Genomic DNA, 17,695 nt, shown 5'->3' with positions numbered 1-17,695 from the left:
TTTAAAATTTTAGGTTAACGCCAAATACAAATGATTTTACAGGTGGCGTAGTTAATCTGGTAAATCCATCGGTTCTTACTTCTGGATCGTGTTTTAATCGATCATCTTTTACCCAGGTAAATAGGTTGGTTCCTCTTAAGGTAAAAGTAATGCCATCGACACCTATTGTATCTAGTGCATTGTTGGTAAGATTGTATCCTAGTACCAACTCTCTTAATCGTATAAAATCGCCATCGTATAGAAATCTTGTGGATGTAGAAGAGGCTTGATTTCCTGCTGCAGTATTAGACTGTAATGCAGGGTAATCCGTAATATCACCTGGTTGTTTCCAGCTTTGTAAGAGCTCTTCGGTACCATTAAAATATAAGGTACTGTTTAACCCATTACTTTTGGTATAATATGACCAGCTTTCGTATACTTTGTTACCACCTGTAAAATACAAGTTAGCATCCATAAAGAATCCTTTGTAGTCAATATGAGTTCCAAAGCCACCACTATAGGTTGGTATGGCACTTGCTCCCTGGTATGCTACTTCTGCGTCATTATAGACATTAGTCGTTTCACCGTCTACTCCATTAATATACCATAAAGGGTCACCATTTTCGGGATCTACACCAGCCCATTTTCTCATATACCATTCACCAATCGGATGTCCTACTTCTGTTCTTTTGGTCCCTGAAGTAAGTAAGATATCTTCCCCATTAGCATCTTTAGCCAACTTTGTTACTTCATTATCGACTGTAGCAAGGTTTCCGAAAATATTCCAGTTAAAATCATCAGTACTAATGATATTATAGTTTAGTTCTATTTCGACTCCTTTATTTATAACTTCTCCTATGTTCCTATTAATAGATGAGAATCCTGTAGTACGAGATAGCCCTACACTTTGTAATATATCAAAGGTCTTTTTATTGTAATAAGCAACAGATCCTGATATTTTGTCGTTAAAAAGACCAAAATCGATTCCTATGTCTAATGTGTTATTTTTCTCCCAGGATAAAGCATCGTTACCATATCCTATTGGGTATATCCCGGGATTAGCATTATAATCTGCATTATAGGCTAATAAAGATTGATAGCTGTTAATTGCTACACCAGCACTACCACTAGTCCCATAAGAAGCTCTTAATCTTAGGTTGTTGAGCATGGTATTATCATATAAGAATTCTTCTGAGGTGATATTCCATGCTGCGCCTATAGACCAGAAGTCACCAAAACGTTGATCTGGCGAAAAACGAGAAGAGGCCTCTCTTCGATAAGTAGCATCAAAAACATAAGTATCATCATAATTGTAATTTAACATTCCCAGGTAAGAAAGGTTCTTCCAATCACTAAAAGAAGTACTTGCAGAAAAATTTGTACTTGCTTCTGCTATATAAGTTAACCCTTCTTTTGCGAACTTTTCTCCTTGAGCACTGATAAGATCATTTTTATTCTTTTGAAATTCTTGTAGTACCGTAAGATCAAGATTATGTTTGTCTATACTGGTTTTATAATTTAAAGAATTTTGAGTGACCCAGTTAAAATTACGAGAAGTTGCAGCAGCAGAAATACCCCCTTCTTCTACACCTCCTCCATGAGTTCTATTGGCAAAACGTTTGTAATTAGCCAGAGTATAATCGATACTAAAATTGGTTTTAAATTTTAAACCATTAAGAATTTTCCATTCTAAAGACGAGTTATTCATTGCACGAGTAACATCATTGTTAATGATATCATTCTCTATTAAATAAAGATAATTGAAGTAGTTGGTTGTTGTTCCGAAATCAGTTAGATTCAGAGTCCCGTCTGTATTATATGCGGGTAGTGTTGGTGGCACAAAAAACTGAACAGAAAGCCCACTAGCATAAAATGCTCCTTGCTCAAACAACCCATCTTGATTTAAATTAGAAACACTAATATTATTTGTAAATTTCAATGTTTTAGTCATGTCCTTGGTGAAATTGAACTTAGCTGTGACTCTTTCGTAATTTGTTCCTTTAACAATACCTTCAGTTTTATTATATCCTAAAGAAGTATAGAAAGTAGAGGATTCACTACCTCCTGTAGCAGAAAAATCATAAGTCATCAAGGTTGGATTCGGCGTTTTGATTTCTTCCTGCCAGTTTGCTTCTGGCCTTCCATTTGCATTCCAATCGGTATATGAAGTACCCCAGAATCCAGGAAATCGCTCGTAAAGATCTTTGGCTTCTGATCGGTCTATACTATATGTTTCTCCGTAGGTATTAAATACAGCGTCATAAAAAAGTTCTTCTCGTTGTGCTGCAGTTAACACTTTGGATCCTTCTACGGCTTGTTCCTGATATCCATAAGTAGAAGTAAAATTAAACGTCGTTTTTCTATTTTTTCTACCATTCTTAGTTGTGATTACAATAACCCCGTTAGATCCTCTTGCCCCATAAGCGGCGGTTGCAGAAGCATCCTTAAGCACGGTAATACTTTCTACATCTCGGCTATTGATACTGGATAGAGAACTTAATGAACTGGCAGAACTACTACCAGAGGTATTATAATTCACCATAGGCACCCCATCGATTACAAAAAGCGGCGCATTAGATGAAGTAATAGAGCCTACTCCCCTGATTCGGATTTGTTGTGTTGATCCAGGTGTTCCCGAAGAAGAAGCTATATTTAAACCCGCTACTTTGCCTTGTAATGCCTGATCTACTGTTACTACAGGCACATCATTAATTTCATCGGCATCGACTTGTACAGTACTACCAGTAATTTCATTTTTACCTCTTGTAGTATATCCAAGCACAACGATTTCTTCGAGTTCTTCGGTATCTGATACCATTTTAATATTGATAGTATCTGATACAGCATCGATTACTCTCTCTTCTGTTTTCATTCCTATATAAGAAAATATCAATATTTCGCCAGCTTTGGCAGTAATGATATAGTTTCCGTCAAAATCTGTTTGAGTACCCTGGTTTGATCCTTTAATGACTACTGCTACCCCAGGTAATGGGATACCACTATCATCTGTTACTTTTCCTTTTATTTCTCTTTCCTGCAGAATATCACCAATTTTATGTGCTTTGTAAGTATTTCCATATACATTAAACAGCCCCACAGATAAACATAACATAAAAATTGTTGTGGTTGTAAACAGTTGATTTTTAATAATTTCTGCTGAATTCAAAAAATAAGTGTTGATTTTTTTATTCATAATTCGTTTTTCTATAAATTGATTTTGTTGTTCTTTTCCCCCTTATGCGAGAAGTTTACTCTAATACTTCGTAGAGTCTGATTTTTATTCCATAAAGTGTTGTTTTAGGTTTGTATTAATATTGATTACACGCTCTGTTTTTTTCGTATAGGCCGAGCCTGACACATCTATCGATATAGGTGTGTCTGCCGTTATATTATGTTTTCAGTAATGTTGTTAAGTACTTGTTTTCCCTATATTCAGTCTAACATCATCAAAGAGTATTAAATGTTGATATTTCAAATTTTGTAGATAAATTTTGATAATTATTCAATAAGACTGCTTTATTTTTCATAAAATGAAAACAATTCGAATGTAGTTGTATTTTTTTGTCAAAAACAGAATATTATTCAGTGGGCTAAGAGTGTAAAAAGGAGATTATCTTAAATTTAGTAAGTATTTTATGATATATTAACAGGAAACCTTACCATATTAATATAATTTTATAATTAACTATAAAAATAGCCCGAAATAGCGGGTGGGGTTTGTGTGTTATGAAACGTTATAAAGTGTAGATAGGAATACATTTATATAATTAATGAAAATAAACCCATACAATATTATTTTGCTTATCGGGTGTCTGGGTATTGTAGTTTTTGCAGTCCTTAAATTATATTGTTGCAAAAAAAAAGAAAAGACATTTAAGTTTTTTTATTACTTCTTGATTACTGCTAATTTGGTAATCATTCAGATACTATTAATAGATTTTGGAATTACCAAGTTATACCCTTGGATTCTTATACTGTATACTCCATTCGAATTTTTATCACCAGTTTTTTTTACTGCATTTACCTGTTACTATCTTGAGAAAGAGGAAATATATAAAAGATATCAACGCTATCTCTTAATTCCATTTATGGTATTTTTTGTTGTATATACCCTAATAAAGATTAATATTCTGGTTGATTATTCTTTTTTTTCAAAAAACACAGCTTCCTTTCTCCTTAATGAAATAGATGAAAATTTCACCGTTATTTTTTGTTTTATACTCTCCGTATGGAATTATCGTATTATACAGAGATATGAGAATTCTTTAGGAAGACTATCTTTTGTTTATGTTAGAAAAAAAACAAAATGGATAAAGAACATTTTTGTTGCATTAGTGATTCTCTCGGTGTTATGGATGCTTACCATTACTTTGTTTTTTATTAAAGAAGAAATAACAGGACATTCTGCATATTATCCAATTTGGATGTTATATATGATTTTTTGCTATGCTTTTCTCTTTTGGGGAATTAAACATTTAAACAAAGTGTCGGGTAGCGTTACTAATTTAGAAGATCCAATACAGAAAAAAATTACAAATTTTCAGCTATCAGGACTAGATCATATTTTTTCAGAAAGAGAACTTCAATTAGTACACTCTAATCCCATATCTATTACAGGAATATTAAGTTATTTTGCTACTTCTTTGTTTGATAAAAATAAGAGAGATGATGTTTTATTAGATATTGTAGAGAATTGTATTTCTCAATTACAGTTACAGGAATGCAATATCTATATGATATGTAAAGAAAATAAGGTATTAATTCCCAAAGCAACATATAGTAACAAAAACAATTGTGAAATCACAAAGAGAAAAAAACAAGTACCTATCCCAATTGGCGAAGGAATTTTGAGTAAAGTAGTGCAATTAGGGAAATACCAATGTATAGAAAACTTAAGTGTAATTACAGGTGATAATAAGAAGAGTATAACAAGAAGATCAAAGCTTTCTGTACCTATATTTATAAGAGAGAAAGTGGTAGGAGTTTTGGATGCCGAACACGATGAGAAAGCATATTTTAAGTCACATCACATTGCATTATTTCTATTGATAGCTAAATTAACAGAAATAAAACTTTCTCAAATCAACACCAATACAGTAATACTCACCAATATTACAAATGATAATGCCTACTTTAAAGAATTGGATTTTTTAATGAAAGAAGAAAAAATTTATATAGACCCTAATTTAGGTCTAGAAAATATTTCAAAAAGACTACAAATAAGCAGTAATTATCTATCCCAATTGATCAATAAACTGGGAGGCTGTAATTTTTCTGATTATATAAATAGTTATAGGGTCGAGGAAGTAAAATCCAAATTAAAAGACCCTGATTATGATAACTATACTGTACTTGGTATTGCCATGGAATGTGGATTTAATTCGAAATCACCTTTTTATTCTGCATTTAAAAAACACACAGGAGTCTCTCCCAAAGAATATAGACAGCAGCAACAAATTATGTCCTGATTTCTTGAAATTCAAACTTTAAGGACACTTAGAATTTTTAATGTTATTAGAATTGCATCTCTCTTGTATTTTATACAGTTGAGTTTGTGTATAAGGTGAGTAGGTTTTGAGCCCTTAAAATGTACTCACCTTTTTTAAATATCTTAAAACCTAATACTATGAAAAATCTTATCCCTACAAGAATTACACTAATCGAATACATTTCACTTTTGGCGTTTGCTACATTCTCTTGCGAAAGCGTTAATAATGAAACCTTACAGGAAAATAAGGATGAAGAATTGGTGATCTTTACATTCTCTAATGGAAATACGTTACAATTAATAGAAAGTGAGGAAGAAGGAGACCCGGTTATTCTGGCGATCGAATCTGGTTCAAATAAAAATATAGAATTGATAGACTTTGACTCTAATTCTATATTAGACATATATCTTAAATTAACTCCTGATGATTCTCCTCTACCAAAAATAATTGCAGATATCTCTGAAGACAACGACCATTTACATCATAGAAGTGTTGTTAAGGATTTTGATGCTGCGCTAAAATTTAGTGTTAAAAAAATTCCTGAAACGCTTAAAATAAAAAACAATACTAAAGCAGATTTTTGCGATGATATCCCCGATAGTTATAATTATTGCTATAACCGAAAAAAAAGCAAAGTATCTAATATTACATCGAGTAGTCGATGTAAAATAATGAAAAATTATACCTCTGTTTTTAAAGAATCCTATAATGAAGGGAAGTATATGGAAGTAAGACATAGATATAAAACGGCATCGGGAGGATGGGCGACACATGTGAAAGGGAAATACAAGGTATATCCCGGAAAATGGAAACGATTGTCAATACCAGGGAAAATGAAAAGATACAGAAGAGCAGCACGTAGCGGGGTTAATGCAACAACAGGTCTCGGAACAGAATATGTGTATTGGAAAGGATATACGGATTTTCGGAACTAAAAATAAAATCTTATTAGTGAGTAATTCAACAGTTTGAAATGATGGTTTGGTAAGTAGCAGGAAGAAAAACTTTGATTCTCCTGCTGCTTTTTTTATCAAAATGGATACGATTCCAATTTTCTAAAATATTTTGAGAAAAATAGACATAAACCCATGTGTATTTACTAGTTCGGGTAATTTTTATCACATAAATCTTTAATATACAAATCTTATGAAACGTATTAAGTTCATACAAATTTTATGCATCACCTACGTCTTACTCTTTACTACCTCATGTGAGCATGAAGCAGAACCTGTACAGCCAACCCTAGAGGAAACTAATAATGGAGAATTTGCTGTTTTTACCTTTGCCAATGGTAATAAATTACAGCTTATCGAAAGTGATGAAGAGGGTGATCCTGTTATCATTGCAATAGAATCAGGATCTGAACACAACAAAATGTTTATTGATTTTGATACGCATTCTATGTTGGATATATACCTGGCACTTACTTCAGAAAAAATTCCTGTACCTAAGGTATTGGTAGATATGTCCAAATCTTTTCAAAATCAGAAATTATTAGAAAAAAGACAGATAGTACCCACTATGAATATTCCTGTTACTATAAAGATGGAAGGAATTCCTGAGGTATTGTTACAAAAATACCCGACTAATCGTGGTTTTTGTGATGGTGTGAGTGCAGATTATTGTGTACCAGATGCTTCAACTCTTATAGATGAGTGGAAATCTGGAAATAAATATAGAAAAATTGAAGGATATACTATTCTTCTTTGGGATAGTGGAACTGCGGTACCTCATATGACCGTTAAATTTAAGTATAGAAAAGCAAATGGATCTTGGAAAGAAAATGGTAAGGCAACTCATACCGTTAAACGAGGGTATGGAAAAAAAGTTACCTATATCGGAGCATCAAAAAGAAAAAGAGGATCATGGAGATATAGTGATGATGTCCATGAACCCGTTTGGTATGCTCACTGGCGTGGTTGGACAGATGTTAGAAACTAAAAATAATACGATAATCTACACCAGATATAAAGTAAGGTGTTTCTCCTTATACCTGGTGATAACAAAACAGGAGAAGCACAAAATAGTATAACTTAATAATTAAAAACAATGATCACAAATCGTTTAAAAACCTTTTTAATCCTTATCGGGATTATGGTATTAACCGTTTTTACTTTTTCTTGTGAAACAGATCAGGATGAAACTTATGAAATACAGCAAATACAACCTGATCCGGGTGATGATGCAGGCGGAGAAGATCCAGAATGCCCTTCTTGTTGGATTTAATAATTTCAATATGTTTTTCGGGTGTTTGATTTTATCCTGATTTAAAAAAAGGCTGCCTGTTCAAAAGAACAGGCAGCTTTTAGAGATCATAATCTTAGCTGTTTACTTATAGTTTTTGAAATATAATACACCTCCATATGTAAAATGACCTGTATTTGAGTTAAAAGCTTTTACTTTCATTGCCCTTCTATCGTATTTGTCATATTCCTTTCCCCAGACTGCCGAGTAATTAGCCGGGATTTTTATATCAGATACCCATTTATAATTACCCCATATGTTCATTTTATAAGTCGCTATTTTAATGTCTTCGTCAAATTCGCAATTTGTAATATTAAACCCTAGTTTTTTACATTTGTTACTATTCTTTTTACCTGAAGAATACAAACTGTTGTAACCCCATTCTGATGGCCAGGCCTTATATACTCTGGAATACATCCCATTATTATCATAAGTTTTCATATAGTCATCTGGATTATCAGGCTCTTGACAAAAATATGGAGGCTCATAAATAGCTTTATAAGAAGCAAAAACCTTATATAAGGACTTTCCTTTAACTGGATCTGGTAGTGTATCTACAATACTTCTTTTACTAGCATTGGATTTTGATTTCTGGTCATTAGATGCATCCAACAAAGCTTTTGGTACTGGGATATCATTATCTGTTAACGCCAGGAATATTCCTAAAACATTTGCATTGCTTAGAGGCCCTAATCCCTGGAACGAATCGGTTTTGCCAAGAGCAAGGTAAGAGATCCCATCTTCTTCTTTTATAAAAGATATAGTGACTTGTTCGGGCAATGTTATTGTTGCCAAATGTTTTTGCTCCAAAACTCCTTGTTCTACTGTTGCGTCAGGAATAGGTTGTTGCATGAGACTTTCATCTTCTGAGCATGAATTAAATGCTAAGCAACCCATAATTAGAACGATTGCAGGCTTGTTCCTAAAAAGTGATTTGATTTTCATTATTTATGTGAATTTAAATTTTGCTTAAAAAAACAACATCTATAATTCACGATTATCCTGATTTCTTGATATTCAAGAAATCAGGACGCATTATTCTGTATGAATCCCCAATGTATAAAAAGAAATATAACTAAACATTATCTTAATTATGAGAAGAAACAAAAACCCCTCAAACTATATTTTCCCTTAGTATAGTTTGAGGGGTTATTAATTTTTTTGTAAAAATTCTTAATCCCATCCAAAATTAGTTGGACAAGTAATAATAGTAAATTTTGGCTTATAGAATATAGGACATCTAGAAGGATTTTTACTATCTACGTGGCCACCTTTTATAGATGATGGATTCTCTAGTTTTGTAATTTTTAATTTTGAAAGACCTAATTTTTTCCCCTTTGCTTTTCTCATAATTTTTAGTTTTTAAAGATTATTATACATATATCTTCTCTACCAGTATCAAAATATTATCAATACAATTTCTTATCAAAACACACACAAAGTGACGATAAAAAATGCCTAACAGTATAAAAAGGATATGTAAGTTACTTTTTTTTGAATTCCAGGAATAAATATAGGATAAAAAACAGTAAACATGTTACAAATGAGGTGGTTATTAGTCGAAATTCACAGAATTTCGATAAATTACGTAGTATCTAAGTCATCTAATTTCTTAATGAAATAAGAAGTTTTGATCCCTGTACTCTTTTTAAAGGCAGACGAAAAAGACTCGGCAGTATTAAACCCCATTTCTTCTGCAATACCTTGTATGGTATAGTTCCTAAGTGTTTTGTTTTCTTTTAACTGGGTCACCGCATATGCAATCCTAAGATCGTTGATATAATTGGCAAAATTCTTTTGCTTGTGATGATTAATGACCTTTGACAAATACTTTGTATTGGTTTTAATGTCTTTGGCCAAAGAGGTAGTACTAATATTTTTTTTTAGATAATGATGATTTTGCTCGAATAGAGCTAGTTTACTTAGGATTTCTTCAACGATATCATTAGGTACCCCAATATCACTTTGAAGTTTTTCTTTAGGGGCTTCGACCGTTCTGTTTTGAGCAATTAATTGCTCAAATTTTTGCTGATAGGTTTTTCTCTTTTGATATTGGCGATATAAAAAAACAATAGCTACAAGAGTAAGTAATGAGAGAAAAATCACTAATGAGTTTAGGTTTTTATTATTGCCTTTTAGTTCATTGATCAAGTTTTCTTTTTCTTTTAATAGTAAGGGAGTATCGAACTCTTTAAATAAACGATTAGATAAAGAAGAGGTTTCCTGGTTAATAATACTGTCAAATCGCAGTAGTTTATTGATATATTCGAGTTGTTGTTCCTTTTTATCATTCGCTTTATAAAAATTGATCATAAATTCATAACCTTCCCGAATCTCAATAGGAGTAATTTTTTCGTACTGAAGAATCGAATCTACGGTAAGAAAGTGTTTTTTGGCAGATAAGATATCTTGTTTTAATAATTGTAGTTTTCCCAAATAAAACTCACCCAAAATGTAAGCTTTTTTGTTTTCGGATCTGGTTTTATCGAGAATAGGCAAACCTTTAGCAATACTATCATAAGCATCCTTAAATTTCTCTTTATAAAAGAGATTGATACCTTCATTAATGATAATCAAGCTGTAAAACCTATTATAATAATGCTCTGACTTTTGTGATCGTTTAATTGCTTTATGATGATATATTGATGCAGAATCCAGGAGATTATTATAGCGATAAGATTCTGCTAAAGGAACAGTTGCTTTTAAATATCGGATTGTATCGGTAGTATGTTTTGTTGTTATATAGGTATAATATTCTTTAAAAAGAGGTAGAGCTTCTTCATGCTTTCCTATTTCCGTTTTGATACAGGCAATATTATGCTTGGTGATATAGATGTATTCAATATTTTGAACCTGTTCTGCAAGCATCAGAGCTTGTAAGTAATTGTCAAGTGCAAGAGTGTAATTACCTTTACGAAAATAATACCCTCCTTTAAAAGAGTATGATCTAATTATGATATTCTGATTTAAACCTGTACTCAAAGTAATAGAACGATCTAATAAAGCTATTTTTTCTGATTCTTCTTCAATATAATAGGATAATCGACTATACGCATTAGCCATTTTTATCTTATCATTTTCTAGAATTGCTTTTTTTAGATAAGTATTAAGGTAAATCTTTGCAGACAAAGTATCTCTGTAAGCTTTTAGATAATGATTATATAAATCCTCATAATCCAAAGCTTTTAAAGAATCAGGAATTATAAAATCTTCTTCCTGTCCGGTAGTAATTTGTACACAACATAGCAAAAAAACGATAATCATCCTTTTGTAAAAGGAAGTGAAAAGGAGATATGTTTTTTTTACTTTCAAGGGTTTTTTTGATCTATTTATCTAGCTATAAAGATACTATTTTCTGTTTTTGTAATGTCTTGGAGTGTGTTCATTGTAAATAATTGATAATCAATTAATTGATGTTTAAAATCAATCTCGAAATTCTCAGAATATCGAGATATTTCGCTTGTTTTCAAGGGTATTGTCATTATATATTTGGATTGGACAAAAAAATCAATCATCATGAATATTAAGAAATACATAGGTGATAAACTAGTAGTGAAGATTTCTACAATTTTAATATGTGGAGTTGTATTTTTCTTGATATATACTGTGTGTTATAAGATGCTAAGTACAGGTTTTAATACAAGGCACATGTTTGCAATGCTGATAGTATTAAACCTGGTATTGCTCATTACGGTATTTACTTTTTTCTTTTCGAGTATCGTCCTGAAAAATTTCTCTAATTTTTATGTTAAGATCCCTCTTCTTTTTAATAAAGTATTTGAAGTAGCACATGATGGTGTTTTTACCACCACAAAACAATTAACACCAAAGTTTGATCAAGTGAATACTAAAAAAGATGTGATGCGAAGTTCAGTATCAAATTTTAGCACAGATAGCTTGTATCAGATTTTTTCTGAAAAAGACCAGGTACAACATCAAAATGCATCAAATGAAACCATAGGAATACTAACCTATTTTGCATCATCGCTGTTCGAAAAAAATAAACTTGAAGAGGTGTTGTGGGATATTGTAGAGAATTGTATTTCGAAACTTAAACTAGAGGACTGTGTAATCTATATGTTGGATACTCAAAATAAGGTTTTGATACAAAAAGCAGCATTTGGCCATAAAAATAATGGAGAAAGAAAAGTTATAAGTCCTATTCAAATTTCGTTAGGTGAAGGTATTGTTGGGAGAGTAGCCCAATCGGGAATATTTGAGTATGTGCCTGATTTGACCAATGACCACAGATATATCATAGATGACGATCGTAGAATGTCTGAATTGTCTGTTCCTATTTTAATAGATGATGAGGTAGTAGGTGTTCTGGATTCTGAGCATTCTCAAAAAGATTTTTTCAATAAAGACCATATATTTTTATTTCAGTTAATTGCCAGGCTAACCGGAAAAAAACTAAAACAAATTCATACAAAAAATGAATCTCATATTACAGATGATAATGTGTATTTTAAAGAACTTGATTTTTTGATGAAAGAAGCCAAAATATACCGTGACCCAAATTTGGGATTAGATAGTATGGCCAAAAAATTAAATATAAGTGGTAACTACCTGTCACAATTGGTTAATAAATTAAGCGGGCATAATTTTACCGATTATATCAATAGATATAGAATAGAGGATGCAAAATTTAAATTAAGGAATCCTAATTTTATAAACTACACTATTATATCGATCGCTTTAGAATCCGGGTTTAATTCGAAATCTACTTTTTATAGCGCATTTAAAAAACTAACCGGTATTTCGCCAAAAGAATATAGAAAAAACTCCTAAAAAAGTCCGAATTCTTTGAAATTCAAACTTTCTGGACATTCGTGCACTTCACCCTAATTAATTTTATCATCGAAGTACTGCACAGGTACAAACTAGATATTTGTTTTTAGCTCAAGCAGTTAGGTGCTCTTTGGTATGCTAAGAATAGGGATAGTTTTTTATAAACAAATCACAAAAACATAAACAAATGAAAAAGAAACAATTTTTATATCGTTTGATCATCTTTTGCATATTGATTGTAGGATGCAAAGATGATGATGACAGAGTTGTACCACCTACACTTGCCGAGAATCAGGTGCCAGGAGATTTTACGATACAGGTGAATGAGATAACAGCAAATAGCGCATTATTAGAATGGACTCCGGCGGTCGATCCAGATGATGATGAAGTGTCCTATACTGTTTTTTTAGGAGATAATCCAGTACAATCAGATGTACAAGCCGCAGAATTTTTGTTAGAAGGACTTGATGCCCAAACCACTTACAATGGTAAAGTAGTAGCTTCTGATGGAAAAGGAGGAACATCAGAAAACACATTTGCCTTTGATACCGAAGAAGGATTAGTAATTAGCGAAGAAGTATCAATAGCATGGGAAAAATCTTATGGAGGTTCTGAGATTGATGTTGCTAATGCGCTGCAACTAACAGTAGATGGAGGCTATATTGTTGCGGGTACTGCAAATTCTGATGATGGAGACGTAGGTGGTAATAACGATGCAGATGGATATATAGGAGGAGATTACTGGGTAATTAAACTAAGTAGTTCGGGCGATTTGATATGGGAAACAAACCTGGGAGGATCTAGTGATGATTCAGGAAGAAGTATACAACAAACATCAGATGGCGGATATATAGTGGCAGGAGCAACCGATTCTAATGATCAGGATATTAGTGGTGATACTTCTTCTTCTGATTATTGGATTGTAAAACTGGATGAATTCGGAAATTTGATTTGGGAGGTGAGCTATGGTGGAAGCGGAAATGATGGAGCAAGAAGCATCCAACAAACATCAGATGGAGGTTATGTTGTGGTTGGCTCTGCAGGTTTTTCAAGTGGGGATATTGGAGGAAATTATGGAGGTTTAGATTATTGGGTAATAAAACTAGATACTATGGGAGCTTTAGTATGGGAAACAAATCTTGGAGGTTCTGGATTTGACATTCCGGAATCGGTTGAGCAAACTATTGATGGAGGTTATATTGTTGGAGGGTATTCAGAATCCTCAGATGGTAATGTAGGAGGAAATTATGGAGGAAAAGATTATTGGATTGTAAAATTAGATGCTTTAGGAAACCTGGTTTGGGAAACAAACCTTGGAGGAACACTGGATGATTATGCATATGATGTTCATCAAACAACAGATCAGGGCTATATCGTAGCTGGATATTCAGAATCCTCAGATTTTGATGTAAGCAGTAATAATGGAAAAAAAGATTGCTGGATTGTAAAATTAAATACTTCGGGAGAATTGATATGGGAGGTTAACATTGGTAGTTCAGAGAGTGATGTCGCCCGTTCTATTCAACAAACTACAGATGGAGGATATGTCTTTGCTGGTAACTCGGGAGCAAGCGACTTTGATGCAAGTACTAATAACGGAGGATATGCAGATTTTTGGGCGGTAAAACTAAGTCCTCTTGGTGAATTGTCATGGGAAACTAGCTTTGGTGGCCCAGAACCTGATTATGCAAATGCAATTCAACAAACCAATAATGGTTACATCGTAGCCGGTTATGTTTATGCTCCGGGAGGAGATATTAGTGGCGCTGGCAAAGGTAAGTGGGATTACTGGGTAGTAAAACTAGAATAACCACCTGTACACGATAAAAATAGTTTGTAATGATTAGGTTTTTTTGTCCATGCTTTTCATTACCTGGATCCTCATTACCTAACCTAACAAAGATAATGGGGATCCTTTTTTTTAATCGATAGGTAAATCCCCTAAAAAACGTCCGGATTCTTTGAAATTCAAACTTTTCGGATATTCTGATTCTCGATCACAATTAGGTTTGTACTCATAATTTTTTTGAATAATTAAAATAAAGCATATGAAAAAGAATCGCTATATAATTTTGATGCTATCGTTTTTGACTGTACTATCATGTGATATTGAAGAAACGCAAATAGAAGACAATAGTACCAAAGTATTCGTCACCAAAACCCTTAGTTTAACTCCTAAAAAAGTTCTTAAAGAAACACCTTTTGGTGGTCGGGCTAGTCATACTTCCTTAGTATTTGATAATAGAATGTGGGTGATAGCTGGTAACGGTCCGGGGATCTATTATAATGATGCATGGTATAGTAAGGATGGTACAACATGGATGGCAGCCATAAAAAAAGCTGCTTTTTCATCCAGAACAAGTCATGCTGCAACCGTTTCTCAAGATAAAATGTGGATAACAGGTGGTAGGTTTGTTAATGAAATGAATGATGTCTGGTATAGTACAGACGGAGAAACCTGGAAAGAAGCTACAAGTAATGCCGCTTTTTCACCAAGATCAGGACATACCATGGTCGATTTACATGGAAGAATGTTTGTAATTGGAGGTCAGGAAAATGGAGTTGAAAAAGGTGATATTTGGGTAAGTAGCGATGGAGTTAAATGGAATTTAGTTTCCAACCTCGCACCATTTGGAGCAAGAAGAGATCATGCCTCTGTAGTGTATGATAATAAAATATGGGTTATAGGCGGTTATGATATCAATAATAACTTTTTAAATGATGTATGGTATTCCCCAAATGGTTTTCAATGGTTTCTCGCTACTCCAGATGCAGATTTTTTACCCAGAAGAAATCATGCCGTAACAGTAGATAAAAATGGTATGTGGTTAACTGCCGGAACAAAGAATAACGACTTCACGTATTATAATGATTTCTGGTATAGTACCAACGGTATAGATTGGGAAAAAGCGAATCTAGTTAAAAAGTTTCATGAGAGAACTCAGCATACATCAGTGTATTTTGATAAAAAATTATGGATCATTAATGGGTACGCAATGAACAACGGAAACCCTGATGATTTTTATAATGATATCTGGTCTTTTGAATAAAAATGTAAAAAAATGAAAAGGAAGATAATAAACATAAGTATAGCTATACTCCTGATTTTTATAATAGGAGCTTGTAGTAATGATGATGATAATGTATTAACCATAACCGGTATAAGTGTAGTATATAACGAAACAAAAATCGAAAATACTTTTTTTGAAGAAGGAGCCACGCTTCCTCCTACAGTTGACTGGGATGGTGAGAAAGGAACTTTCAGTTCATCTAGTGAAGTGGTCACGAGAGGAGATGTGAAAATTGATAAAGATACGGGAGTAATTTCATGGGAGAGATCTATACCTCTGGGAGAAGTAGAAATCGATATTAAGGCCGCTAATTCTTCTCATACTACCATGGTAAAAGTTGTTATTAATACGGTTTTTAAAGAAGGTGTTTTTTTTGGAGGTTTTAACGATGACACCTCTGATGAACCGGATTATTCTAATATCGATTTTGAATTTTACATTCAATTTTTTGAGAATGGAACTTTATCGTTATCCAAACCCGATGATCCGGGTTTTTCGGGGACCGGAACCTGGCAATCAGATGGTCCTAACCTATCTATTCGATATGAAACTACAGAATCAGCACCAGATGAATTGATAATGGTTGGATTTATCACAAACGGAACCCGCTCTTCTCTTAAAGGAGTATGGGGTAGAGGTTTGGATAGCGATGGTAATGTACAAATACCAAGAGGAGTGTTTAGCTTTTTTGTAACATAAAATTATGTTTAGAAGGGAAAAAGGGCCTAGCTAAAATATGAATTTAATGATAGATAAAACATGGGGATTTTGCATGATCAATGGGCTTTACCAAAAAACACAAAAATATTAGATAAAGCTAAACTAAATACAACCTATTGTGAATGCTTTGAATTTGTATGGCTTAATGAAGATGAAAACATAAAAAAGATTGAGACCGAATATATAAAAGATATGAAAGAGGCTTACAAAATGAATCCTTTTGCAGGGAAACGTTTTGAGTTTAATAAAAGCTGGGATTCAATTTTTTTTCATATTTCAGAACAAAGAAGATCTGAAGAAAGCAAAGAGCCCTATGATATACACGAGCAAGCCATATTTGGAGAAAAGGATATAAACCCAAAGGCAATGACTGTTACGGGGTTTGAATTTAGATACATAGACCATAGTCGTCTCAACACTTTAATTTCGAGATTAAAAGAGATAACAATCAAAGATTTTATAAAAATAAAAGAAGATTATAAAGAGAGTTCTGTATACGGGAAACGCTTTTATACTACAGAATCATGTTGGCAAATCTTTAAAGAATGGCAGGAGTTTTTATACATGGCAGAGTTAAGAGAATGCCATATTATTTGTTTTTCTCATTGAAATAATATGATAAAAACTTCCAACATCTCATATGACATTAAAGAGATACTAGAATTAAAAACGAAATAGAAGCTTACTTAATAAATTCAAAAAAAATAAAAACAAATGAAAAAACTAATTCTAATTCTGCTAATAGGTACTGTCCCTATGTTTGGGCAGCAACAAAATAACACAATAAGTGTAATAGGAGAATGTTCTAAAAAAATTGATATCGAAAAATATATTATTAATGTCGAATTCAGAGAGGTTATGGCAGATGGATATCAAAATATTGAATCCAAAAGTATATCACAACTTAAAGAAGATTATAAAAATAAATTGAATACTATAGGCCTGGATTTTGAAAAGTTTAAGGAAAATGTTTTATACAAAATTACTTCTACGAGTTATGGAGCACAGGCCTATTATTTTTATGTAACAAAATCCCTTGATGAAGTAAAAAAAATACATGCTCAAAAAATGAAAGGAGTAACAATTACTTGGGTAGATGTTATTGCCCAAGAAAAGACAAATGAAGAAATGACAGTGTTGAATAAAAAAGCTATCCAGGATGCCAGAGATAAAGCTAATCGAATTGCAGGCAGTATCAATAAAAAGGTGGGAAGTATACAAAGAATAGAAGACACCAATTACAAGCAACAATATTATAATGTGAACAAATCACAAGAACTACAAAAGCATTACATAACAGTAACCTTTGTTTTAGAATAGATTTATAACCGTGGTATAGCGAAAGAAAATACAGTATTAGTGTAGAGTACGTATCTTTGATAGAAGAATTAAAATAGTACT

General features: G+C 32.7%; 14 protein-coding genes. 10 read left to right on the top strand and 4 right to left on the bottom strand.

Features of this window, described 5'->3' with window-relative positions; genetic code table 11:
* Position 1: 1 nt before the first annotated feature.
* Complete coding sequence (locus tag ATO12_RS06410; RefSeq protein WP_051575651.1) at positions 2-3,172, bottom strand: SusC/RagA family TonB-linked outer membrane protein; 3,171 nt, start codon at positions 3,170-3,172, stop codon at positions 2-4.
* Between the two features lie 577 nt (positions 3,173-3,749).
* On the opposite strand from ATO12_RS06410, the gene ATO12_RS06405 reads away from it, so the two are divergent.
* The 4 genes from ATO12_RS06405 (at position 3,750) to ATO12_RS25985 (ending at position 7,694) form a co-directional block, all read left to right on the top strand.
* Positions 3,750-5,447, top strand: a complete 1,698-nt coding sequence (locus ATO12_RS06405; protein WP_034240278.1) for a helix-turn-helix domain-containing protein — start codon at positions 3,750-3,752, stop codon at positions 5,445-5,447.
* Between the two features lie 158 nt (positions 5,448-5,605).
* On the top strand, positions 5,606-6,403 hold the full coding sequence (locus tag ATO12_RS06400) for a hypothetical protein (protein ID WP_131248783.1): 798 nt from the start codon (positions 5,606-5,608) through the stop codon (positions 6,401-6,403).
* Positions 6,404-6,614: 211 nt separating this feature from the next.
* Positions 6,615-7,409 (top strand): hypothetical protein, encoded by a 795-nt coding sequence (locus tag ATO12_RS06395; protein ID WP_034240275.1) that lies wholly within the window; start codon positions 6,615-6,617, stop codon positions 7,407-7,409.
* A 108-nt stretch (positions 7,410-7,517) separates the two neighbouring features.
* Positions 7,518-7,694: a hypothetical protein gene (locus tag ATO12_RS25985; RefSeq protein WP_165583346.1), complete on the top strand. Its 177-nt coding sequence runs from the start codon at positions 7,518-7,520 to the stop codon at positions 7,692-7,694.
* A 102-nt stretch (positions 7,695-7,796) separates the two neighbouring features.
* On the opposite strand, the gene ATO12_RS06390 is transcribed toward ATO12_RS25985, so the two are convergent.
* The 3 genes from ATO12_RS06390 to ATO12_RS06385 form a co-directional block, all read right to left on the bottom strand.
* A complete protein-coding gene (locus ATO12_RS06390; protein WP_131248782.1) occupies positions 7,797-8,657 on the bottom strand; it encodes a hypothetical protein in 861 nt (286 codons plus the stop codon).
* Between the two features lie 228 nt (positions 8,658-8,885).
* Positions 8,886-9,062, bottom strand: a complete 177-nt coding sequence (locus ATO12_RS25980; RefSeq protein WP_165583345.1) for a hypothetical protein — start codon at positions 9,060-9,062, stop codon at positions 8,886-8,888.
* A gap of 234 nt (positions 9,063-9,296) precedes the next feature.
* Positions 9,297-10,976, bottom strand: coding sequence for an AraC family transcriptional regulator (locus tag ATO12_RS06385; RefSeq protein ID WP_034240271.1), 1,680 nt, complete (start codon positions 10,974-10,976; stop codon positions 9,297-9,299).
* 252 nt (positions 10,977-11,228) lie between these two features.
* On the opposite strand from ATO12_RS06385, the gene ATO12_RS24650 reads away from it, so the two are divergent.
* The 6 genes from ATO12_RS24650 to ATO12_RS06350 all read left to right on the top strand — a co-directional run bounded on the left by ATO12_RS24650 (position 11,229) and on the right by ATO12_RS06350 (position 17,614).
* Positions 11,229-12,503 (top strand): helix-turn-helix domain-containing protein, encoded by a 1,275-nt coding sequence (locus ATO12_RS24650; RefSeq protein WP_051575650.1) that lies wholly within the window; start codon positions 11,229-11,231, stop codon positions 12,501-12,503.
* Positions 12,504-12,690: 187 nt separating this feature from the next.
* Positions 12,691-14,313, top strand: coding sequence for a fibronectin type III domain-containing protein (locus ATO12_RS06370; protein WP_051575649.1), 1,623 nt, complete (start codon positions 12,691-12,693; stop codon positions 14,311-14,313).
* A 238-nt stretch (positions 14,314-14,551) separates the two neighbouring features.
* Complete coding sequence (locus tag ATO12_RS06365; protein WP_034240259.1) at positions 14,552-15,553, top strand: Kelch repeat-containing protein; 1,002 nt, start codon at positions 14,552-14,554, stop codon at positions 15,551-15,553.
* 12 nt (positions 15,554-15,565) lie between these two features.
* Positions 15,566-16,273 carry a hypothetical protein gene (locus ATO12_RS06360; protein ID WP_034240256.1) on the top strand — a complete coding sequence of 236 codons (708 nt, stop codon included), beginning with the start codon at positions 15,566-15,568 and terminating at the stop codon, positions 16,271-16,273.
* 60 nt (positions 16,274-16,333) lie between these two features.
* Complete coding sequence (locus tag ATO12_RS06355; protein WP_034240253.1) at positions 16,334-16,903, top strand: DUF1877 family protein; 570 nt, start codon at positions 16,334-16,336, stop codon at positions 16,901-16,903.
* Positions 16,904-17,008: 105 nt separating this feature from the next.
* The gene (locus tag ATO12_RS06350; RefSeq protein WP_117590005.1) at positions 17,009-17,614 is read left to right on the top strand and encodes an SIMPL domain-containing protein; all 606 of its coding nucleotides are present in this window, start codon (positions 17,009-17,011) and stop codon (positions 17,612-17,614) included.
* Positions 17,615-17,695 lie beyond the last annotated feature (81 nt).

Origin of the sequence: Aquimarina atlantica, assembly GCF_000626715.1 — a bacterium.
Taxonomy (GTDB): Bacteria; Bacteroidota; Bacteroidia; order Flavobacteriales; family Flavobacteriaceae; genus Aquimarina; species Aquimarina atlantica.
Note: the sequence above shows the minus strand (reverse complement) of the source record. Positions and strands in the feature narration are given on the sequence as shown.